Annotated in this window: 20 protein-coding genes; 1 reads left to right on the forward strand and 19 read right to left on the reverse strand. The window is 58.6% G+C overall.

The features are described from left to right. Position 1 precedes the first annotated feature (1 nt). The 8 genes from MWL89_RS08410 to MWL89_RS08440 form a co-directional block, all read right to left on the reverse strand. The gene (locus MWL89_RS08410) at positions 2-2,260 is read right to left on the reverse strand and encodes a molybdopterin-containing oxidoreductase family protein (RefSeq protein ID WP_244385705.1); all 2,259 of its coding nucleotides are present in this window, start codon (positions 2,258-2,260) and stop codon (positions 2-4) included. 164 nt (positions 2,261-2,424) lie between these two features. After that, positions 2,425-2,706 (reverse strand): helix-turn-helix transcriptional regulator, encoded by a 282-nt coding sequence (locus tag MWL89_RS16320; protein ID WP_279611908.1) that lies wholly within the window; start codon positions 2,704-2,706, stop codon positions 2,425-2,427. Next, positions 2,672-3,103: a hypothetical protein gene (locus MWL89_RS08415; protein ID WP_102378100.1), complete on the reverse strand. Its 432-nt coding sequence runs from the start codon at positions 3,101-3,103 to the stop codon at positions 2,672-2,674. The genes MWL89_RS16320 and MWL89_RS08415 overlap by 35 nt, the downstream gene beginning before the upstream one ends. Positions 3,104-3,245: 142 nt before the next feature. After that, entirely contained in the window at positions 3,246-3,659 is a 414-nt protein-coding gene (locus tag MWL89_RS08420; protein ID WP_244385706.1) for a MerR family transcriptional regulator, read from the reverse strand. A gap of 339 nt (positions 3,660-3,998) precedes the next feature. Further along, positions 3,999-4,442: a dUTP diphosphatase gene (dut, locus tag MWL89_RS08425; protein WP_102378098.1), complete on the reverse strand. Its 444-nt coding sequence runs from the start codon at positions 4,440-4,442 to the stop codon at positions 3,999-4,001. 3 nt (positions 4,443-4,445) lie between these two features. Further along, a complete protein-coding gene (gene nrdR / locus MWL89_RS08430) occupies positions 4,446-4,892 on the reverse strand; it encodes a transcriptional regulator NrdR (RefSeq protein ID WP_102378097.1) in 447 nt (148 codons plus the stop codon). A 97-nt stretch (positions 4,893-4,989) separates the two neighbouring features. Further along, entirely contained in the window at positions 4,990-6,510 is a 1,521-nt protein-coding gene (locus MWL89_RS08435) for an ATP-binding cassette domain-containing protein (RefSeq protein WP_244385707.1), read from the reverse strand. A gap of 411 nt (positions 6,511-6,921) precedes the next feature. Further along, a complete protein-coding gene (locus tag MWL89_RS08440; RefSeq protein ID WP_102378095.1) occupies positions 6,922-7,221 on the reverse strand; it encodes a hypothetical protein in 300 nt (99 codons plus the stop codon). A gap of 115 nt (positions 7,222-7,336) precedes the next feature. On the opposite strand from MWL89_RS08440, the gene lexA reads away from it, so the two are divergent. Continuing rightward, positions 7,337-7,981 carry a transcriptional repressor LexA gene (gene lexA, locus MWL89_RS08445; protein ID WP_244385708.1) on the forward strand — a complete coding sequence of 215 codons (645 nt, stop codon included), beginning with the start codon at positions 7,337-7,339 and terminating at the stop codon, positions 7,979-7,981. A gap of 78 nt (positions 7,982-8,059) precedes the next feature. Here the strand turns inward: lexA and hflX are convergent, their stop codons facing one another. The 11 genes from hflX to recA form a co-directional block, all read right to left on the reverse strand. Next, the gene (hflX, locus tag MWL89_RS08450) at positions 8,060-9,370 is read right to left on the reverse strand and encodes a GTPase HflX (protein WP_244385709.1); all 1,311 of its coding nucleotides are present in this window, start codon (positions 9,368-9,370) and stop codon (positions 8,060-8,062) included. Positions 9,371-9,559: 189 nt separating this feature from the next. Continuing rightward, positions 9,560-13,375 carry an InlB B-repeat-containing protein gene (locus tag MWL89_RS08455; protein ID WP_244385710.1) on the reverse strand — a complete coding sequence of 1,272 codons (3,816 nt, stop codon included), beginning with the start codon at positions 13,373-13,375 and terminating at the stop codon, positions 9,560-9,562. Between the two features lie 175 nt (positions 13,376-13,550). Next, on the reverse strand, positions 13,551-14,717 hold the full coding sequence (locus MWL89_RS08460; protein WP_244385711.1) for an LL-diaminopimelate aminotransferase: 1,167 nt from the start codon (positions 14,715-14,717) through the stop codon (positions 13,551-13,553). Positions 14,718-14,801: 84 nt separating this feature from the next. Next, positions 14,802-15,728, reverse strand: coding sequence for a diaminopimelate epimerase (dapF, locus tag MWL89_RS08465; protein WP_244385712.1), 927 nt, complete (start codon positions 15,726-15,728; stop codon positions 14,802-14,804). A 15-nt stretch (positions 15,729-15,743) separates the two neighbouring features. Next, positions 15,744-16,712, reverse strand: coding sequence for a tRNA (adenosine(37)-N6)-dimethylallyltransferase MiaA (miaA, locus tag MWL89_RS08470; protein WP_244385713.1), 969 nt, complete (start codon positions 16,710-16,712; stop codon positions 15,744-15,746). After that, positions 16,702-18,090: a tRNA (N6-isopentenyl adenosine(37)-C2)-methylthiotransferase MiaB gene (miaB, locus tag MWL89_RS08475; RefSeq protein WP_244385714.1), complete on the reverse strand. Its 1,389-nt coding sequence runs from the start codon at positions 18,088-18,090 to the stop codon at positions 16,702-16,704. The genes miaA and miaB overlap by 11 nt, the downstream gene beginning before the upstream one ends. Positions 18,091-18,117: 27 nt before the next feature. Then, on the reverse strand, positions 18,118-18,465 hold the full coding sequence (locus MWL89_RS08480; protein WP_279611909.1) for a stage V sporulation protein S: 348 nt from the start codon (positions 18,463-18,465) through the stop codon (positions 18,118-18,120). Between the two features lie 129 nt (positions 18,466-18,594). Continuing rightward, entirely contained in the window at positions 18,595-19,686 is a 1,092-nt protein-coding gene (locus tag MWL89_RS08485; protein ID WP_244385715.1) for an ATP-binding protein, read from the reverse strand. After that, on the reverse strand, positions 19,687-21,219 hold the full coding sequence (gene rny / locus MWL89_RS08490) for a ribonuclease Y (RefSeq protein ID WP_102378086.1): 1,533 nt from the start codon (positions 21,217-21,219) through the stop codon (positions 19,687-19,689). Between the two features lie 217 nt (positions 21,220-21,436). Beyond that, complete coding sequence (locus tag MWL89_RS08495; protein ID WP_102378085.1) at positions 21,437-22,018, reverse strand: regulatory protein RecX; 582 nt, start codon at positions 22,016-22,018, stop codon at positions 21,437-21,439. A 14-nt stretch (positions 22,019-22,032) separates the two neighbouring features. Further along, entirely contained in the window at positions 22,033-23,085 is a 1,053-nt protein-coding gene (recA, locus tag MWL89_RS08500) for a recombinase RecA (protein ID WP_102379516.1), read from the reverse strand. Positions 23,086-23,278 lie beyond the last annotated feature (193 nt).

Raw genomic sequence — 23,278 nt, forward strand, 5'->3', positions numbered from 1 at the left:
GTTACTCCTCGATCTTGCTGATGGCGCACAGCTGGGACTTATACGAAGCGCCGAGACCCGATTTGCCCGGGCGCATGGGGATGAGCTTGTTGATGTTCGACTCCATGACGCCAAACAGGGTGCCGTCGCCGGGATCGCGCTCGGGGAACCACCATGCATGGTCCGCCGCTACGGTGTCTTCGCGCAGGCGCACGCTGAGCTCCGCCTTCTGCTTGCATTCGCCGAACTGGTTTTCGATCTTGACCCAGTCGCCGTTCTCGATGCCGTACTTCGCGGCGGTATTGGGATGGATGAGAACCGTAGGATCGGGATGCAGGCGGCGCATCGAGGGGCTCTGGCGATGCTCGGAATGGAAGAAGCCCCAATGGCGCGCGCCGGTGGTCAGCACCAAGGGATACTTCTCCGCAAGCTCGGGAGCGGAAACCGGACTCTCCGGAGGCTCTTCGTAGGTGGGGAAGGGCGGGAACCCGAAGTACACCATCTCGCGGCTGTAGAAGTTGTAGCGGCCTGTCGACGTATTGAACCCAGGCTGCCCGTCGGGGCGCAGAAGACCCTTCTTGTGCTTCTCGTACTCGAACTCGGGGAACGCCCACGAGCGTTCCTGCAGCGTCTTGTACGTGAAGCCCGATTTCCGGAGGCAGAAGTCGTAGAACTCTTCTTCGGTCTGCCACTGCTCCATGCCTTCGCCGCGACCGAACTTCTTGCCGATCTCGTACATGATGACCTGGTCGGGCTTCACTTCGCCCAAAGGCTCGATGGCTTGGTTGATGGAGCCCAGAAGATAGGGCTGGTGGCCGTAGATGCCCATGCGCTCGGCAAAGGTTGCGGCAGGCAGCAGAACGTCTGCGCAGGCGAGCGCCGTCGGGGTGAGGAACAGGTCGACCACGACGTTGAAGTCCATGTTCTCCTGCAGCGCTTTGATGATGCGCTGCGGTGCGGCACCCATGCAGGCGAGCGCGTTGTTCTGCATCATCCACATAGCTTTGATGGGATAAGGCTCGCCCGTCTCCATCGCCACGAGCAGATCGTCGGGGCTGATGGCCTGCATCGCCTTGTTGGCGGGCCACTCGCCGCAGATCTTCTTATCCTGGTTGGGCAGATCGGCGGTGCACAACTCCCAATCGTCTCCGCCCGACCACGGTACGTTGACATCGAAGGCGAAGGGCGCATCCACCATACCGCCCGGGTTCTCGAAGTTGCCGGTGAGAGCCATGAGGTCGTAGGCGGCCATGCCGGTCACGAAGCCCTCGGACGTATGGTCCATGGCGACGCCCCACTGCAAGCAGCAGTTCTCGGCCTTGCCGATCTTGACGGCGGCTTCTTTGATGAGGTCGGCGTCGACGCCGCAGATCTCGGCGGCCCATTCGGGCGTGTAGGGCTTAAGGTGCTCGGCGAACTCGTCGTAGCCGTAGCACCAGCAGTCGCAGAATTCCTGATCCTGCAAGTTGTTCTCGATGATGTGGTTGCACAGGGCCATCGCTATCGCGGTATCGGTGCCGGGGCGCAGCTGAAGGAACACATCGGACTTGCCTGCGAGCCACGTGAGCTTCGGGTCGATGGTGATGAGCTTCGATCCGCGCTTCATGGACTCCACCACCCAGTGGCCGAGCGTGCCGTCGGAGTTGGCAACGACGGGGTTGTTGCCCCAGATGAGGATGTACTCGGGCGCTTTCCACCGCGGATCGTCGTAGCGGAGGGGGGAGTACTGAGAATAGTCGGCGATGAACAGGCCGCCCGATTTCAGCGCGGTGCTGAAACGGCGCGGCGCGTAGCAGGCGATGCCCGAGAGGAAGCCCGTTCCGTAATTCGGCGTGCCGAGGTAGCGGGCCATCAGCGGACCGTATCCGTTGATGTCGCGGCCGGTTCCCTGGGTGACCCAGATGGACTCGGCCCCGTACGTGTCGATGACCTTGCCCATTTCCTCCAGGATGATCTCGGTCGCCTCATCCCAGGTAATGCGCTTGAACGCATCTTTGCCGCGGTCTTCGCGAGCGCGTTTCATGGGGTAGAGCAAACGGTCGGGGTGGTAGAGCATCTCCTTGTAGGCAAGGCATCTCGGGCAGAGGCGTCCCTGGTTATAGGGGTTTTCGGGATCGCCCTCGATCTTCTCGAGCTTGCCATCCTTCACGTAGAGCAAGACTCCGCAGTTGTCATGGCATCCGGGACCCGAGCGGGCACTGCTTCGAATAACCTCGTATTCGCCCTCTCGCCATTTCCATTTGCGACCTTCCGGATTGTCGGCCGTTTTCGGTTCAGACATATCTCCTCCTCTTGCATTAGGCGGCGCATATCGCTAAGAGAATTATACGAGCGTCCAGAACAAGGCTTTTATAGGGATATACGATAGGGCATCGCGAAAAGAGATCACCAAGCAGACAAACGGGAAGATGGCCGCCTACAACGAAGACGGCTAGAGCCCCGAGCCTACTTTCGGGACTCAATGAGGTCGAAAAGCTCACGTTTCGAATGGATGCCCATCTTCGCGTAGATGTGCTTGAGATGGCTGCTCACGGTATCGCGGGAGATGACCAGCCTCTCCCTGATGTATCCCGAATGATGGTGCCTATCACCGAGCCTCCGTATTACACGCTGTTCCAACTTTACATAAGATGTATTATCAATAATTTGGATTCCAATGTGGGATGAAGCGTCGAACCGCCTTTTGCCACTCTTAGCCCCAAGTTGCGTTTCCGCTGTTCGACCCACCAGTCGATGGCGCAGTTCCTTGCGGGAATAACTTCGAGTAATCGCCCGTCTCAAGCGCTTCCACCATAAGCGGATATACGGATACCACATACGTTATATTCAAAACCAACGCTATGGCCGTTACCACCAGAGCCACTATGCACGCCGTACGAAGCCTTGAGGCCACGAGTCCGATCGTTCCGCCTTTTGCCCGAAGCGCCCGGATCTTCCGATATGCAAGGATTCCGCATACCAATCCGACGATGCCTAAAAACACACCGCCGATCACCATCGAAACAGGCCCGGTGATGCTTGCTGCAATCACAAGGTTCTGCGCGGACTTGAGCTCACGTCCGTCGTTGTAGTTGAATTGCTGGGGATTTGAGGGCTGCGGTGGCTGATTTTGCTCGTCTGCCATCTGTTTTCCTTTCATATGCTAAAAATAAGCCTCTGAACTGGGCTTTTACAAACGAAGCTCTGAGAGCCGTTCTAAGGCCCTATCTTGAACTCTAACGACTCCTAGCTCGTTGTTTTTTAACCTTCTTCGGGCCGAGAGGGCTTCAGAAGCCTTCGCTGCTGTTTTCCAAGCCCCCGTACTCCCTGTGCAGCGTTTTGAGGCTTTCGCCCAACTCCTCACGCTGATACTCGAGTACGGTTTCCCGAGCCTCAAGGATGGCCATGCGCTCCTTGCGACTCGAATCTCCCTTGAGGCTTAGTCTGACATAATACTGGATGCCTTCGATAGACAACCCGCTTTTCCTCAAAGCATCAACAAGATGTAACGCGGCGATATCTTGATCGGCAAACGATCTCACGTTGTTTTTGTCGCGCTGGAGCTTCGGAAAGAACCCGCACTTGTCGTAGTATCGAATAGTGAATGCAGATATGCCGGTCATTTCCGACACTTCACTGATCGAGTACCGCGGAGCGCCATCATTGCCCGAATGATTGTTTCCCAGCACATGATCGATCATGGAACCTCCGAAACCTCGAGCAGCGCTCTGCCGACAGATCAAACTTACGAGCCTCTACTGCAAACAACGTCACCCTTAGAGTAACTCTAACCATTTCTCTATGAGCTTAGAGTTACTCTAACCGTTAAGGAAATAGTACCTTAGAGCTACTCTAAGGTCAACTATGGACGTGCTTTTCAAAACTTGGAAGGACTCCCGTAGGAGCCCTTCCTTTGGTAGCGGCTGCGTATGTGGTTTATAAACTACCAGTATCGAGAAAGCGGGGATCTTCTGCAGTTGAACTGCGTTTGCCCGCTTATCCCGCAATGTCGGGGGCGTGTACGCCCACGCCTGTTATCGTCATGCCGAACCGCTGCTGCCGAATCCACCGGCTCCGCGCTCCGATGCTTCAAGCTCCTCCTGTGCGGAAAGGGTAACAAGCGGCGTTGCCATGATAACCAGCTGCGCTACCCGATCGCCTCTCTGTATCCTCAAAACGTTTTCGGGATCGAGGTTGATGGCGATGGCCTTTATCTCGCCCCGATAGCTGCTGTCAATCAGGCCCGGAGCGTTGACCAGCGAAAGCCCGTGCTTGATGGCCGATCCGCTACGAGGCAACACGAATCCGGCATAACCCTCAGGAATAGCCATCGCGATACCCGTCGGAATAAGCGCTCGCTGAAAGGGAGCAAGCTCTATATCGACAGACGATCTTAGGTCGAGTCCGGCATCGCCCGGATACGCATAGGCGGGCATCTCGAGATCCTTATCGACAAGCCGTATGGGAACTTCTATTTCCGCCACGGCCTAATCCAGCCCCTCGAGCGCGGTAGCGAATTCCTCGATGTTCTGGAAATCTTTGTACACGCTTGCAAATCGGACGTAAGCGACGTCATCGAGTTTACGGAGACGAGCGAGGACCATCTCACCGAGATCCTTCGATTTGATCTCGCTGCGCATGTCGTTACGCAGCTCCAGCTCGATATCGTCGATCAGGATCGCAATCTGCTCGGAGGAAATGGGTCTCTTGGCGCAAGCGATGAGAACGCCCCTGAACAGCTTTTCGCGATTGTAGGCTTCGGAAGATCCGTCGGATTTAACGATAACGAGGGGATTGTCGCCAAGGCGCTCGTAGGTGGTGAACCGACGCCCGCAATCGAGGCATTCCCTTCTTCGCCGTATCGACGCGCCGTCTTCCGAGGGGCGCGAGTCTACGACTTTCGATTCAGCATAACCACATGAAGGACAGCGCATCTTACTCCTTTGTTGGTATTTCGATCACTTTACCATACTACATATTGTGGAACAACGAGCATTCCACACTTGCGGCAAATTCTCAAAACGTTTTCCATCACGAAACAACGAGAACGGTATCTCCCCTTGCGACCCTCCCCTCTTCCCCGCAATCCGGTTCTCTGAAGTTCCATGATATCTCGCTCAGGGCGGAGAGGAACCGCTCGTCATGGGATACGAGGATGAGGGCGCAGGGGCATTGCGCAAGAACATCTTGCAGCGCTTCGATAGAGGGGAGATCAAGATGATTGGTCGGCTCGTCCATAACGATGAGATGCGGACGCTCGAGCAGCCCCATGGCCAGCATCACCTTCCTGAGCTCGCCGGGGCTCAGTTCGTCTCCGGATAGTATCCTCTCGGGCGGGGAGTTGAGTCGCGCAACGATCGAGAGCACCTCCCCGGTTTGCGACGACTGCATGCTCTTCAGTTTCTCCAAAACCTTCCTTCCATCCGCGGAATCAACCTCTTGAGGAATATAGACGAGGTGGTCGTCAAGATCGGGGATCGAAGCAAGGAGCACAGAGAGGAATGTGGATTTCCCTGCTCCGTTGCGTCCGCGGAGCGCAATGCGATCGGTCGGGCCGACGAATACCTCGGGATAATGAAGCACCCTCGCATCTCCCATATTGATCGATCCTCGTTCGATATGGGCCACGTAGCGCCTTTTCGAGGGTTCCGCATGTATATCGAGCGGCTTCTCGTAGATCTTTTTGGTCCGGATTCCATCGAGGCGCTCTCGGGTTCTCTCGATCTTCTTATCCATTTGGGCGGCCAACAGACCGGTTTTTCCGTCTTGTCCCGAATATACGGCCAGGCGAAGCTTTTCGCGGCCGTCGCTATCGTGTTTATCGAGGTTACGACCCGATCGGCGGGCAGCGCTTTGGCTTGCCACCGCTTTTCGCCGATTCATCTCGCTTCGGGTTCGGGAAAGCTGGTCGCGCACCTGCTTTCGCTCGGTTCGAGCGCTTTGCTCTCGCAGGTCGAGCTGGGCTTTGGCTTCGGTGTAAGAGCCTGGGATCATCGTCGCCCGTCCAGCGTCAATAAACAGGCACTGCGAAACCAATTCGTCGAGGAAGCGCCTGTCGTGCGAAACGAGCAAACCGACGCCACGATGTGCCTTCAACGCACCGAGCAGGACTTCCCGCGTCTGGCTATCGAGATGGTTCGTCGGCTCGTCGAGCGACACAACCGCCGGATTAAGGGAAAGCGCACAGGCAACCTGTATGCGTTTGCGCTCGCCATGCGAAAGGGTGCCGTAACGCCACAGCCAATCGTCTTCGAGTTCGAGCGAAGCGCGGAGGCGAACCGCCTCGGCTGAGTAGTCGGATGCGAAATCGTAGAGGTTTTCGGGCTCCAAGGCGGTCTCTTGAGCGCAATACACCCCTGAAGCCGCAGGTCTGATCGTACCCCCGTCGGGCCGAAGATGTCCGCAAAGGAGTTTTAGGAGCGTGCTTTTCCCGGCTCCGTTGTTTCCCACGATACCGGTCCACCCCTCGGCAAACGTCGCCGAAAGCCCTTCGAGCGCAGGTACAGGGGAATCATCGTAGGTATATGACACATTGTGCAAGGTAATGAACATGGCGACCTCCATTGAACGAAGGCGCAACGCGAATGAAATGCAATGGAAATCTGGGACATGGCTGATACGATAACGATTGCGCACCCGGTTGCGACAAAAGAATACTGTCTGCTTAGGGGATGCCCGAAGGCAATCGTTATTTGCGCATGTCCTTCTCCTTGATGACGGGTACAACGCCCATGGCGTATGATCATTCGAAGTGTAACACATCATACAAAAATCGAAAAGCACGCTTTCCGCTCGGAGGCGCGCGGGCGGCCTTCGAATAGCAACGCTCGCCCGATACGTGCCGCCCACCATCAGCACGGCGAAGCAAGCTCCCCTCGAAACGAAATGCGCCCCGGCGAACCGGGGCGCTACGCAGCTCTTCTCACAGAACGCAGCTTCTGCGGAAGATAGGATGGTTAACCGTTATATCCCAAGGAAGATGGTGGCAAAAGCAGCTGCAGCGAGCACAACGCCAGCGGAAACGGACTGCCAGGGAGCAATGCGCCCGAATGCCTTGCCGCGGGCGGTTCCCGTTCGGAGCTCGCTGACAAGTTCAAGATCGGAGACTCTTCCGTGCAGATGCCGGCTCGCCGCATGGCGCGGCCTTCCGGTTTTGCCGGATGCAGGGAATTCGATGATAGCAGCATGGGCTTGGTTTTGGGAGGCATCGACCTTGAGGGCGGATGTTCCGACCACGGTATAGCGCGCTTCGAAATTCTTCATAAATGTGCCTCCTTGCTCTTGCCTAGAACCTTTGTTCGTGTATACTATATGGCGAACAAAAGTTCATGTCAAGATATTTTTCAAACATTTGTTCGAAGTTTTGAAAGGAAGCCACATGGCAGAAAAAGTCACGAAACGCCAGCAGGCAGTACTCGACTGCATCGAGGACTGCATTCGCGAGAAGGGATACGGCCCCACCGTGCGTGAAGTGTGTCAGAGCCTTGGCCTCTCCTCCCCTTCAACGGTTCACGTCCATCTCAAAGCGCTCGAAGACAAAGGGCTCATCAAGCGAGATCCGCTCAAGTCCCGCTCGATCGCCCTCACCTACCAGCTTGAAGACCACTCGGGATCGGGCATCGACGATCTTATACAGCCCACCTTCGGCAACCTGGTCAACCTTCCTCTGGTCGGCGATGTCGCAGCCGGTTCTCCCATCCTCGCAGAGGAGAACATCACCGACACCATCACCCTCCCAACCGAAATCGTCGGCGATGCCGCAGCGTTCCTGCTTTCCGTCCGCGGCGATTCCATGATCGAGGCCGGCATCAACAGCGGCGATTACGTGGTAGTGAAAGAGCAACCCACCGCCGATAACGGCGATATCGTAGTAGCCATCATGGACGACGGCGCTACGGTCAAGCGCTTCTACAAAGAATCGAATCACATACGCCTGCAACCGGAAAACTCGTCGATGGATCCCATCATCACAACCGATTGCTCCATAGCCGGTAAAGTCGTCGCCGTATTCAGGCGCCTTTAAATACGTTTTCCGCCCAACGGCAGTCGGCCCCGATCGCAATCGTCGATCGGGGCCGATTCTTTTCCGGAAGCTACGAGGCTACGCGTCGATGGGCGATTGCACCTCGACGCGGAACGCCTCGAACATCGAAGCGTATGCGGGGCCTATCTGCATATCGATGCGCGTACCGTCCTCGCCGTGTTCCTCGAGAACGATCAAGGCACGTTCGTGGGCGATCGAGACAAGATCGCCTCTGCTGTAGGGAACCAGCACGCTGATAAGCTCGTCGTGAGCTGAGGCCACCGCTGCAATTCTCTTCACCAGAGCGTCTATGCCGGCTCCACTGAGCGCCGAGACGAGTATCGCATCGGGATGCCTGTTCGACAGCGCCTCCTTTTCGACCTCGCCGAGAAGATCGATCTTGTTGAACACCTCGACGCGCTTGATGTCGTGCGCTCCGATCTGCCCGAGCACCTCTTCGACCGACTGAATCTGCGCCTCCCGTTCGTCTGAAGAAGCGTCGATGACATGAAGGATCAAATCAGCGCCCACGATCTCGTCGAGCGTCGATTTGAATGCCTCGACCAGCGTATGCGGAAGCTTCTGAATGAATCCGACGGTATCGGTAAGGGTTATCTCGCGCCCCTCGGGAAGCACGAATTTCCTCGTCGTCGAATCGAGCGTGGCAAACAGCTTATCGTAGCTGAGCACGCCCGCATCGGTGAGCGCATTGAGGAGGCTCGATTTGCCGGCGTTGGTGTAGCCCGCAAGGGATACCTTGAACATGCCGCTTTTGTACCGCCCCTCGCGCTGAAGCGCGCGCACTTCGTTCAGCTGCTTCAGCTCGCGTTTGATCGAGGTTATGCGTTTGCGCACCATCCTGCGGTCGACCTCGAGCTGGCTTTCGCCCTCGCCGAACCTCGATCCGACGCCGCCGCCCATGCGGTTCGAGGCAAGGTGGGCCCACATGCCCCGAAGACGCGGAAGAAGGTATTGGTTCTGAGCAAGCCTCACCTGCAAACGCCCCTCTTTGCTCGTCGCATGCAGCGCGAATATATCGAGGATCAGCGCCGTTCGATCGATTACCTTGACCTCCTTCGGAACGACCCTCTCAAGGTTCGTTTGCTGCGATGGGGTAAGCTCGTCATCGAATATCACGATATCGGCGCTATGGGCGCGGCAGAGGTCGGCAACTTCCTCGGCCTTTCCCGAGCCGACGAACGTACGCGGATTCGGCGCATCGAGCTTTTGCGACGTTACCGCAACCACGTCGGCGCCGGCGGTGTTGGCGAGCCTCTCGAGTTCTGCAAGGCTTTCGGAAACGGGCCACGTCGTATCGCCGCGATCGACCCCCACGAGCACGGCGCGCTCGCGTACCTCTTCTATAGTGAAATGCTTGGATTGGGTCATGGTCTATGGCCTTTCGTAAGGTTCAGATGGCGTGTATATGAATGAGAGCGCTTACCGCAACCTTATCGTGGCCATGTACGTACCCCGTCCTTTCCCGAACGAACATCGGTCTCAGATACTAGCACGGGTGCCGCACGGCAGGCAACACCCGCGTTTGCATTTCGTTACGCTTCCCTTCGCGGAGTCACGTCATTCGGGCATGCGCCGCCTGCTCCTGCTCCATGCGGCTATCGCAGCCGCTAGGCTGCCGAGTGTCGCAACCGCGATACCGACAGCGGCGAGCGCATCACCCGTCTTCGCCAGCCCAGCTGCGGAGTCTTTCAAACTCGCAGAGCCGCTCGGCTGGTTGGAGCCGACGAGCTGCCCAGGGGTCCCGGGATCGGTCGACTCGCCGGGATCGGTTGGCTCCGTCGGGTCAACGGGATCGACCGGATCGGGGTTTTTCACCCATATAGCATACAGTGTCACATCGGTATCCCCCATGTCGATAGACACCGGCACCGGCTCGCCGCCGTCCGCCTTGAAAGACCAACCTCCGAACGTGTACCCTTCTCGCACGAGCGTATGCTCCGCTTTCACTGCGGCGACATCGCCAGGCAGGTACTTTCGATTATCGACCGGCACCGCACCGCCCGTCGCCCCATTTCCGTCGTAGAGCACCATCGCGGCTCTCCGATAGCTGATGTCGTAGTTGTTGTACCCGTATTCGAAGACAGCATCGGCTGCGCGGAACGGGAGGCCTGACGCGTCGTAGCTCTCGGGACGTTCGGAGAAGCTTCGCGTATGAATCCTCTCGTCATGCAAGGCAATATCGCCAGGGTTGCCGAGCAGCACCGATTCCAGTTCTCGCGAAGCGGTATTGCCGGAGAACACCGTGGTATCCTCGATTTGCCCTTCGGTATCGACGGTTAAGTGCCCAAGGTTTTCGTACGGCGTCCAAACACCGCCGCCCGAATCCCCTGCCGCGTTGTCCGTAATGCTCGATGACGAGACAAACATCTCGGTAGCGTTCTGATCGTCATCCATGGCGCCGAACGCGAATGCTCCGCCGTTTCTTCCCGCCGTATTGCCGCTCATGACCACCTGCTGCACAAGCCCTGTCTGCCATCCGCCCTCAAGACACAGAGCCCCTCCGTCGAGCGCGGCTGCATTGCCGGCAAACTCCATGGGTCCCGATCCCGAACCGGCGGCGTGCAGCGAGAGGTTGTTTACGTTCTTCCCGAGATACACCGCACCGCCCGAACCGGCTCGGGCGGCATTTTCGCTGAACCGCACACTCGTCGCGGCAAACGACGACCATGCGCCTTCGGCTTCCCCGCTTCTCGCGGCGTACACCGCTCCCCCGGATCCTCCGGCCTCGTTCTTCTCAAACGACGATTCTGCCACGCTCGTGTCAAGCGAAGTGCTCGAATCGCCTCCCGCCGCACTTCCTGACGCATACAGCGCTCCGCCGTCTTCATGCGAGACGTTGGCGCGGGCATCGATGCGCTCGAAACGGTTTTCGATCTGGGATCCCTCAAGATAGATTCCTCCCCCGAATCCATTGCGTGCGCGGTTTTCGGAAAGGCTTCTCCGGCTGGGATCCCCGGTTTCGGGATCCCAGCCTCCATGCATCGACAAAGAGGCGTACGACGCCTTCGCGTAGATGCCGCCGCCGCTCTCCTCGGCTACGTTTCCATCAATATCCACACCTTCGACCTGGCCGTATGATTGCTGGCCTGAAACGGCGTACACGCCGCCTCCGTTTCCGTAGGCATGATTATCCGAAACCGCGTTTTTCTGCTGAGTGCTCGATTCGCTGAATCCGTACGTTGCGTACCCCTCGTTCGAAGCGAGGTACACGCCCCCGCCATCGCCTCTAGCAACCTCGCTTCCTGCTGTATTGCCCTCAAGAGCTGCACCGTTTCCGTAAAACGAAGACGATTGCACAGATGCCAGGTATACGCCTCCGCCCGATGCACCCGCAATGTTTCGAGAAATGCTCATGCTCGAAGCCTCGCTTCCAGCCGCTGCATGCAGCGTGGCGCTGCTGGTTGCAGCTCCGTAGATGCCGCCCCCGCTGCCTCGGGCAACGTTATCGTCTATCAACGCACCTTGCATTTGCATCGCCAACATATGGTAATCACCGCTGTCGGGGTTCTCGGAATACACGCCACCCCCGTTGCCTCCCGATCTGTTGTTCGATACGGAGCTATTCGCAACGAACGAACCGGACCCATCGAGTGCGGCGCTGGGGTAGATGAAGCTCGAGTGGGCGTTTACCGCAATGCCGCCACCGTTGCCGGCGGCGGCATTCCCGTTCACGGCAGTACCGCTAAGCACGAGGGTCGCAGAAGCCGATTGGCCTACGGCGATGCCGCCTCCTTCCGATTCGCTCGTGTTGGTCTCGATGATTCCGTAGTAGCTTTCAAACGACACGTCCTCTGCGGAAGACACGTGGATGCCGCCTCCGCTTCCCTGCGCATGGTTTGCATAGATGCGCGGTTCGAGAACGGGAGGCTCGAAGCTATGCGTCGGCCCCAAAGCGATCGAAACGTACTGTCCCGCGAAGGCCAAACCGCCGCCTTGCCCCCCTGCGGCGGCGTTGTCGCGAACCGAGCCGGTAGCCATCGTGGTGCTGGCTGTACCCGATTCTCCCGCGCCTTCAACGTACACCCCGCCCCCGGAGCCCTTAGCGGTGTTGTTGTATATATCGGTTGCACGAGAGTTTGTATCGGAATCGTCGATGAGCATGTCGGCATTGTCTCCGTAGAGGTAGATCGCGCCGCCGTTACCCTGTCCGCTCAATCCCGACGCTTCGTTCCCGAACACGTTCGCATGGGCAAGCGTAAGCGAAGCCTCAAAATCTACGTCTTTCGAGACGAGCGCGATCGCGCCGCCGTTTTCATGCGCGACATTTCCCCGCAACGTCGAGGATACGATTTCCAGATAGCGCTCTGCGTACACTGCCCCACCGTTTCGATTCGCCGTATTTCCCTCAAGAGCGGAATCGTACACCTCGATCGCCGGCTGTCCGGCTCCCGATGCATACACCGCCCCACCATCGCCTGCAGTGTTGCCTGAAACGCTCGAGGAACCAAGGTGCATCCACGCTTCCGTTCCGAGGAATACGGCACCTCCGCGCTCCGCCGCTGCGTTACCCACAATCGAGGTATCGTGTACGTACAGTGCGGTATCGATCGCATGCAGTGCGGCTCCGTCGATAGCTGTGCAGTTCTTTATCGTGAGGCTCGGGCTCTCGAAACCCGGGGGAACCGTTGCATCGGAAGTCGAATTGAGATAAAACGACGAAGTTCCCTGCTCGAGTTCTATCCCGCCGCCATTGCCGTTGCCGTCGAGCACTATATTCCTGAAATAGAGGGCCCTATCCTCGCTTTGCGGCTCGATTACCACGTGGCGGGCGGCGGGCGAAGCGGTTAGCACGACGGGTGCATCGGCGAAGATAGCCAGATAGCCGGACGAGAGCGCGGGAACGGCGACGGGGCCGACAAGCTCGAAAGAGCCTTTGATCTCGATCGGCAGGTTCTGCCTCGTTCCGTCGGCTATTTCGTCGATCAGATTCTGAAGCGTTTCCTGGTTGTCGGCTTCGTAGGACTCCTCGGCAGCATCGCCTGCCAGCATGTTCGCCTCTGCAGAGCCTTCGCCCGATTCGCTTGCCGGCTCGCTGCCTTCAATCGGGAGTCGGTCCGCTTGAGCGAATCCCGTGCCGCATTCGATGTCTTTTTGGGAGCCGCCGTCGGAAAGCTCATCTGCTGAATCGGGCCCGGCCATTGCCTCGTCGGCCCCAGCTTGTCCGGTATCCGCCGCGGGAGAGGCCTCTGCCGTCGATGCAGATCCGCCCGCAAACCCGCTTTCAGACGCGACCGTCGCACCTCCCGCATTTGGGTCAGGGGAACGGGCGGGTTCTTCCGCCATCGCGCTGTACGGGACGCCGACCGTCGTTGCCACAACAACCGATACGATTGCACGAGCCGCACTGCGCCGTTTGTCTCTCAGCCAGTCCATACAAGTCTCCTTTATACCGAAAACTTCCACGCGCGACCAAGATCGAACGTGCATGCAGATTGCCATATACACCTATATAGAATAACTTACGTAATTAAGTAAGGTATTATAATTTGGTAGTATGACACATCCGCTTATCGAGATAAAGAAGTATTTGCTACTTATGTAGATACATTTACGAGAGATCCGCGATGCCCTTTATACGCCTCACCGCTTCGAGAAGCCTCTCGTCAGGCGTGGTGAGGGAAATGCGGATGTACCCCTCGCCGTCAGGGCCGTAGCCGCTGCCTGGCGTAACGATTACGTGTGCCCGTTCGAGCAGTTCCGTGGCAAACGATTCCGACGTATAGCCGTGCGGCACTTTCGCCCACACGTATATCGTGGCCCGAGGCTTCTCGCACTCCACGCCGATTGCGCGAAGCGCGTCGACGATGAGATCGCGACGGCGCTCGTAGATGGCGCACATGTCGTCGATGCACTGCTGCGATCCGGTGAGAGCAACGATCGCGGCATCCTGGATTGCCGTGAACTGCCCTGAATCGAGGTTGTTCTTCACTGTTCCGAGCGCAGCTATCGCCTTGGCGTTTCCCGCCGCGAACGCGATGCGCCACCCGGTCATGTTGTACGCCTTCGATAGGCTGAAGAACTCGATGCAGCATTCTCTCGCACGAGGTCGTTCGAGAATCGAAGGTGCGCGGTACCCGTCGAAGCCGATCTCGCTGTACGCGTTATCGTGGGCGAGCAGCAAATCGTGCTCGAGGCAGAACGCGATTGCGCGGTCGAAGTACTCCCCCGTCGCAACGGCACCTGTGGGATTATTCGGGTACCCCAGAAACATGATCTTTGCCTTGGCCAGCACGTCTTCGGGCACGCTGTCGAAATCGGCGAGAAACCCGTCCCCCTCGCGCATGGGCATGAAATACGTCTGCGCGCTCATGAGCGTGGCACCGCCCGAATACACCGGATAGCCGATCGAGGGGGCGAGCACGTAATCGCCGGGATCGACGAATGCCGTATGGAGGTGCGCGATGCCTTCCTTGCTGCCGATGAGGGCGAGCACCTCGGTTTTCGGATCGACCTCAACGCCGAAACGGCACCTCATCCAATCGGCGCAGGCCGTTCGGTACGCAAGCGACCCCTCGTAGTCGGGATACCGGTGGTTTTCCGGTTTGCGCACGGCATCGACCATGGCATCGACGATATGATCGGGCGTCGGCAGATCGGGATCGCCGATGCCGAGCGAAATCACGTCGACTCCCTGCTCGACGAGCGCATCGCGCTTCTTGTCTATCTGGGCGAACAGGTACGGGGCCAAATGATCCAAGCATTCTGCAGTTCTCACATACGTTCCTTTCATCGCAACCTCATCGCGCAACCGCATCGGGATCCGCGCAAGCCAATCGTACAAACGCGCACAAGCGAATCGCTACAGGGGCAGGCGAACATGCCCGGAAAAGCTTTCCGCAGCAGGCCCCCTCATGGATACGTGCCCGTCATCGCCCCACGAGACCGTGAGCACACCGCCGGGCAAGTGCACCTCGTTGCTGCACCCCGAGCGCCCCGACAAGCATGCTGCGACACCCGTCGCGCATGCACCCGTTCCGCAGGCGAGCGTTTCCCCGCATCCCCGCTCATACACCCGCATGGCGATTCCCCCGCTTTGCACGACGGCGAACTCGATGTTCGCCTTTTCGGGAAAGACCGGATGGTTTTCGAAGAACGCACCGACCCGATCGAGGTCGAGCGTGTCGAGGCTCTTTGCGAGGGGATCGGCGAACAACTCGTCCGGCAGGGCGCGCATATCGTCCAAGAAGCAGACGGCATGGGGGTTTCCCATCGATACGCAGGTAAACGAAAACGGACCCCAAGGCGAATCCACGGAAGCGTCGAGGACGAACGCTTCGCCGTAGGGAGATACGGCGTTCGCGGCGAGCGTCGTGGGCACCTCGTCGGGCGCAAGGCGCGGCGTGCCCATGTCGACGGTAGCCGAGACGAGCTTGCCGTCCTCGTCCACCGAAAACGTCAAGGGCCTCGCACCCGCAAGCGTTTCGGCCGCAAGGGCGCCGTCGCCCGGATCGACAAAGGCGTAGTCGACAAGGTACTTGGCGAAGCAGCGCACGCCGTTGCCGCACATCTCGGCCAAAGTTCCATCTGAATTGATGTAGTGCATGTACGCTGCGCACGCGGGGTCGTTCGGGCGGCGAACGAGGATAACGCCGTCAGCGCCGATTCCGAAATGCCGATCGCAGAGCCAGGCAATCTGCTCCTTCGTCAACTCGAGGGTGCCCGAGAAATCGTCTATGAAGACGAAATCGTTTCCCGCACCGTGAAGCTTCACAAAATCGAGTTCCATGGCAGACGCTGCTCCTTATCGTCGGTCGGCGGCGGCTCCGTTCAGCTGTGAAAGCACCTCGCGTGCCAAAGATGCCGTATCTCCATCGTCGGCTGAAAGCCAGTGGATCCTTGCATCCTTTCGAAACCACGTGCGCTGCCGCTTCGCGTAGCGCCTCGTCGCCGTTTTCACCTGCGCAATCGCCTCTTCGAACGACGTTGATCCGTCGAGCGCCGAAACGATCTCTTTGTATCCTATCGCCTGAGGAGCGGTGATCCCCTCCCGAAACCCGTGATGTAACAGAGATTTTACTTCATCGACAAGTCCCGCTTCGAGCATGGCATCGACACGGCGATCGATGCGCTTTGAAAGAATCGCAGGATCGATACCCAACCCGAAGAATGCAGCTGGAACCGCTTGCGGCAGGTGCTGGAGCCGCTCGTGCTGTGCCGCGTACGTCGTATCCTCGGCGAGCATCTCGAAGGCCCTTACGACCCGGCGCACGTTGTTGGGATGGATGAGAGCGGCGCTCTTCGGATCGATGCGGTCGAGCTCGTCCCAAAGCGCCTGAGCTCCGCACTCCTCGGCGAAGCGCATGTAGCGGTCTCGAACAGGATTGTCCACCTGCTCGCCTTTCGGAAAATCCATATCATCGATGGCGGCTCGCACGTACAGGCCCGTTCCGCCCGCAAGAACGGCCCGCTTGCCGCGTGCGGCCAAGCTGTCGAAGCAAGCTCTCGCGTACGATTGGAACATGGCGGCTGAATACGGCTCACCCGGATCGACCAGATCGAGGCCATGATGCGCGACCACCCTATCCTCGGGCATAACCTTGCCCGTGCCGATATCCATGCCGCGATATATCTGCATCGAATCAGCGCTTACCACCTCGCCGTCGAGCGCAACCGCCACCGCTTGGGCGAGATCGCTTTTCCCCGATGCCGTGGGACCGACGATGCAGACGACGGGCAATCCATCGCCGCGCATGGACTGCCTAGCACCCATCGCTTCCCCGCGCGCCTTCGTCGGCATCGACGACGGTCCCTGCAAGGTACCACGTTTTAGCTTCGTCTACCCGCACGTTGACGAAGCTGCCAGCTAGGTCTTCCGCGCTTTGTCCTGCGGAAACCTTTGCATGCACCGTCTGGTTCTTCGGGCTTTTTCCGGCAAGGATGCCGCTATCGCGCTTGGACGCACCCTCGACGAGTACCTCGACCGTCTTGCCTTTATCCGATTGGTTGCTCTGCCAAGCCTTGTCCTGGACAAGATCGACCAAGCGATCGAAACGCTCCTGGATGACTTCACGCGGCGTAGAATCCTCGATGCTTGCAGCTGGGGTGCCTTCGCGCTTCGAATAGATGAACGTGAACACCTGGTTGTAGCCAACTTCTTCGACGAGACGGTACGTATCCTCGAAATCCTTCTCGGTCTCGCCGGGAAACCCGACGATGATATCGCTCGAAAGGGCTATATCGGGACAGGCTTTTCGCAGCTTCGCGATCAGCTCAAGGTAGTGATCCCTCGTATAGCGCCTGTTCATGGCTTCGAGGATTCGATCAGAACCGGATTGGACGGGCAGGTGGAGCGCCGGCATGAGCGAGCGAAGCGTGCCGAACCGCTCGATGACGCCGTCGGTCAGATCCTTCGGATGGCTCGTCGCAAACCGCAGGCGCGCTATGCCCGTCCCGTCGATCGCATCGAGCAGATCGTCGAAGCGGGGGGCTCCGTACAGATCGCGCCCGTAAGAGTTGACGTTCTGCCCGAGCAGGGTAATCTCTTTGACACCCGCGTCGACGTACGCCTTCGCTTCGGCCACGACGTCTTCCAAAGAGCGGGATTTTTCGCGTCCGCGCACATAGGGGACGATGCAATAGGAGCAGAAGTTGTTGCACCCGATGGTTATGGGCAACCACGCCGCCCAACTGTGCTCGCGGGCGGTAGGCAGATCGGTTGGAAACGTTTCGGCGGAGTCGAGCACTTCGATCTGGTGCCCCTCGCCCCCGATCGCGCGCTCCATGAGCTTCGGAAGCGAGCCGAGGTTGTGCGTGCCGAACACCACATCGAGGTGCGGGAGTTCACGCGTGAGCTTTTCACCGTCTCGCTGCCCGATGCAACCGCCGACTGCAATGATGCGCCGCCCGATTGCCGCCCCCTCGCGCAAAGGGAGGTTTTTCAGAGAAGCAACTTGCCCCATAAGGCGCACGTCGGCAGCCTCGCGAACGCAGCAGGTCATGAACACGACCATATCGGCCTCTTCGGAGGTTTCTACCTGAAGGGCGCCGAGGCCCTCCAGCATGCCGGCTATGCGCTCCGAATCGTGCTTGTTCATCTGGCACCCGAACGTGCGGATGCAAAACGTCATATCTGAAAACGTATGGTGCATGCTCTATGTCCTTGCGTGTGAAGGCTGTTATTCGTCTACGCTGTATTCGCCCGACGATCCAGCGGCTCGGGAAACGCCCCTTGTATAGCGAGGTTCGACGGTAAAGCGGATGGCCGTACGGTACTCGCCGTCTATCACGATGTCGGCGAACGCGGGAACGCAGTAGATCTCGATTCCTATCGGCGAGAGAAAGCCCCTCGATATGGCGATGGCTTTCACGGCCTGATTGACGGCACCTGCTCCAACCGATTGAATCTCAACGCTCACGCCATCTTTGATCATGCCGGCAATCGCACCGGCGACCGAAGCCGGAGAGGACTTCGACGATACTTTGAGGCACCCCGTTTCGGGTCTCTGTTCGGATGAGTTAGACACGCGCATATCCTTTGGTCGTTGTAGTACGTATCACGTGCATTCAGTCGCTGGATTAATATGCCGTCGTATTTACATATGTGCTTTTCAAACGTGTGGTTTATTGTAGCTATTAATGAATGGGCGCGCAACTTATAGCAGCTTGAGGAGGGGAAAGTTCACGTGTATCCCATCACGGGCGACGCGCACCTCCGGCTGGACGCCCGGTTCGAGATAGTACTGCTCGGCCAAATCGGAAAACGCCCGCTGAAGCTTTTCCGAAAACGCCGCCATATCGGATTGCTCGATCTTGAGTCCCCGCGGGTCGACCGAGAGGGCCTTGCTCGAAGCGCTTCGGTTCTTTTTGGCGGACGGGCCCCGCTGCTCGAACGCAATCGTCTCGGCAACCGACTCGAGGCCCCTGATGCTTCCGTCCATGATCCTTCTCGCGGAACGCTCGGACATCTCGAGACCGATCCCGCGCGCCAGCTCGACAAACCCCGCCGGATCGACCGCCAGGCACAGTCTTTTCACGACGGGCAGCTCTTCCGGGTCGGCTGTAAACGCCCGCGTGTTGGCGGAAACCGTCGCATTCGCGTACTCGTACAGCGTAGCGGCGATATCGGTCGGCGAACCGCTGTACACCGATACGGCATCCCGGTGCTCGAAAGCGAACTCCGCTGTTATGCGGTTGATGTTGCGCGGCCCCCGCACCTGAAGCTCGCCTGTTTCGGAGTACGAGAACACCGGCGAGCTCGACTGGTCGGTCTTCTCGGGCAAACGTCCGAGATCGGTCACCACCGCCAACGATGCCCCCATCCCCGCCGCCGAAGCGACCACATACGCGCTCTCGGCGTTTTCAGCGATGGAGAACAAGGCCATGCCCCTGCCGTGCACGCCCCATTTATCCACGTGCATGGTATCGAGCTTCGAGGTGACCCGGGGTTCGAATATCGCCCCCCTCATCGCTTCGGGCACGCCTGCGCCATCGTCGATCATGCATATCTTACGTACGGAGCCCTCACGGGACAGCGCGACGAATATGCTGCGGGCACCCGCGTCACGGGCGTTACGCAGCATCTCGATGACGATATCCTCGGTCGATCGAATATCGTGCTTTGCCTGCCTGCGCTCGGCTTCGGCGCTCCTTAAACGGACGAAGCCACCCCCGAGATCGTCTTCGACTCGGAGATGGCTGTCGCCGCAGACTTCCTCGATGAACGATGTCAGCGATTGGCCCGTCATTTACTTTGCTACTGCTGAAGCGCGGCTTTCGCGGATCACAACGACCTTGACCTGCCCGGGATACTGCATCTCGCTTTCGATTTGGTGAGCGATATCGTGGGCAAGAACGGTGGTGGCCGCTTCGTCGACGACTTCGGGCGTCACCATGACGCGAACCTCACGGCCCGCCTGAATGGCGTACGTGCGCTCAACGCCCTTGTGTGCGTTGGCGATCTCTTCAAGCTTCTCAAGGCGCTTGATGTACGAATCAAGTGTTTCTTTACGAGCTCCCGGTCGCGCTGCCGATACTGCATCGGCAGCCTGTACGAGCACGTCGAGCACGCTGTTGGGCTCGACATCGTTATGGTGGGCTTCGATCGCATGAACGATCTCGGGCTTTTCGCCGAATCGACGGGCGAGATCGGCACCGATGACCGCATGGCTTCCCTCAACCTCGTGGTCAACGGCTTTGCCGAGGTCATGAAGGAGTCCGGCGCGCTTTGCGGGAATCGGATCGAGACCGAGCTCGGCGGCCATAACGCCGCTGAGGTAAGCGACCTCGAGCGAATGGTTCAAAACGTTCTGTCCGTATGAAGTACGGTACCTGAGCCGGCCGAGCGTGCGCACGAGTTCGGGATGCAGATCGTGGATTCCCGTGTCGAACGTAGCCTGCTCGCCAGCCTCCTGAACCCGCTGGTTCACGTACTCTTCGGCTTTGCCGAACATCTCCTCGATACGCGCGGGATGGATGCGCCCGTCGGCGATGAGGTTCTCCATGGTAACGCGGCCGATCTCGCGGCGTACGGGATCGAAGCACGAGATGGTTACGCACTCGGGCGTATCGTCGATGATGAGGTTCGTGCCGGTCAGCTGTTCGAAGGAACGGATGTTGCGTCCTTCGCGACCGATGATACGGCCCTTCAGATCGTCCGACGGAATATGGATAGCCGAAACCGTATTCTCGGCCGAGTGGTCCGCTGCGACGCGCTGGATGGCAAGGCTCAGTATCTCACGCGATTTCTTATCGGCTTCAGCCCTCGTACGGGCCTCTGCATCGCGGATGATGGCGGCCGACTCGTGCGTTACCTCTTCTTTCAAGGTATCGAGCAGCTCCGCTTTCGCTTCGTCGGGCGACATGCCCGCAACGCGCTCGAGGCGGTGGTTGATTTCCTCGGCAGCGTCTTTGAGATCGCGCTCCCGACGTTCGAGCTGACCCTGCATCGACGAGATCTGATGTTCGCGCGAATCAAGCGATTCAACGCGACGATCCAGCGATTCTTCACGCTGCGACAGACGGTTTTCGGCAGCGCGAACCTCACGCAGCCGCTCTTTGTTCTCCGCCTGGGCATCCTGCTTCATCTTCAAAACTTCGTCTTTGGCTTCGACGATCGCTTCCCTTCGGAGCGTTTCGGCTTGTTTCTTCGCATCTGCAACGAGGCTCTCCGCCTCCTGTGCAGCCCGTTTCGTCGACGCATTGACGACGAAACGCGTGATAACAAAGCCGAGAGCGATACCGACGACAGCCCCGATTACGAGCCATAACACTTCGGGCATTCGCTCCCCCTTTCAATCTGTTTGTACTGGTCATGTATTCGTTTTCATTTTTTTCGGCATAAAAAATGCCGGGCAGAACACCTGGCATGAGCATACGCGCACAGTAGAGTACAGATATTGGATTGTCTCTATAGTCAGCACCCTATCGGGTACGCAAACGCTCAAGCTGCATACCATGATAAAGGTTTCTGCGATTTTGATAAAGGCTTTTTGGAAATTATAACGATTCGCTCCATATGCGAGCGGCGCTCTGAGCAGCAGAAGCGCTATACCCCTTCGATACGAGCCTGCGATACGCCGCATCGCGCTTGTTCTTTGCGGTGGGAGGCTTCCTGTTGAGAAGCTCGAGGGCGCGCGCCACCTCGTCCTCGCTTTCCGATTCGGTCCATTCGTCGATTTCGTCGGGGTCGATGCCGAGATCGCGCAACTCCGATTCGATGCCACGCCTTCCCTTGCCCGCCCTGAGCTTCGAGCGTACGTAAGCCTCAGCGTAACGGCGATCGTCAACGATGCCGTAGGAAACCGCGCGCCCAAGCGCCTCCTCGATCGACTCGGGTGAAAAGCCGTCTCGGTCAAGGCGCTCCCGCAACCCTTTCGTCGAGCGCTCGCTTACGCTGACAAGCCGCTGTATCTTCTTGTAAGCGTCGAACGCCTCGTCGCCGAGCGTCTCCTGCGGCCGAGCGGCGCGCGTGGCCGGATCGGCCCGCTTCCCGCTCCGATCCGCTCGGCAAGACGGCGGCTCGGTCTCCCCGAGCCGCCGCTTCAAATCCTCGATGAACTGTTCGTCGATGTAGGGCATGAAGCAAGGTGCAGTTACTTCTTGGACGACGGTTTAGGCGCTGCTTCCGTCTCCGACTCTTCGGAAGCGGTAATGACAGGGATCTCGAAGAACTCGCGTACTTTGACTTCGATCTCGTCACGCAGATCGGGGTTCTCCCTCATAGTGAGTTTCGCCGCTTCCCTGCCTTGGCCGAGACGCTCCTCGCCGTAGGTGTACCACGCACCGCTCTTCTTCACGACGCCCGCCTCGACGCCCATATCGACGATGCACCCCTCGCGCGAGATGCCCTCACCGTACATAAGATCGAACTCGGCCTGTCGAAACGGCGGTGCCACTTTGTTTTTGACGACTTTGGCACGCACGCGGTTGCCGACCACTTCGCCGTCCTTCTTTATGGAATCGATGCGACGGATGTCGATGCGGACGCTCGAAAAGAACTTGAGTGCGCGCCCGCCCGTAGTGGTTTCGGGGTTGCCGAACATCACGCCTATCTTCTCGCGTAACTGGTTGATGAATATGCAGGTCGTATTCGATTTCGACAGAGAACCTGCAAGCTTTCGCAACGCCTGGGACATAAGCCGCGCCTGCAGACCGACCGAAGTGTCGCCGATCTCGCCCTCGATTTCCGCACGGGGAACAAGGGCGGCTACCGAGTCGACGACGATGCAGTCGATGGCTCCGCTGCGTACGAGCATATCGCAGATCTCGAGGCCCTGCTCGCCCGTATCGGGCTGCGAGATGAGCACTTCGTCGATATCGACGCCGAGACGGGCGGCGTAGACGGGGTCGAGCGCGTGCTCCGCATCGATGAAGGCCACTACGCCGCCGAGCGCCTGGGCTTCGGCGAGTATTTGAAGAGCGAGGGTGGTTTTGCCCGAGGCTTCCGGTCCGTACACCTCGACGATGCGACCTCGGGGAACGCCGCCTATGCCAAGCGCAGCATCGAGGGGCAACGCTCCGGTAGGAATGACGCCGATGGTGAGATGTTTGCCGTCTTCGCCAAGCTTCATGATCGACCCCTGACCGAATTTGCCTTCGATCTGATCGGTCGTTAGCTTAAGCATCTTGGCTTTGTCCTGGTTCATGTACCTCTCCTTGCCGTAGCGCATCTATGTTGCATAGGGACTGTTTTATTATACGAACAGATGTTTGTTAGTCAAGAACTTGTTTCGAATCCCACGGTAAATCCGATTATGGCACGTCGCTCTTGCGGAATCGAGATCCCCTCGCCGCGGCACCCTTACCGCAAAGGCTGCAAAACCTTACGGGTAACGCAGC

This window comes from Raoultibacter timonensis (genome assembly GCF_022845715.1).
Classification (GTDB): Bacteria; Actinomycetota; Coriobacteriia; order Coriobacteriales; family Eggerthellaceae; genus Raoultibacter; species Raoultibacter timonensis.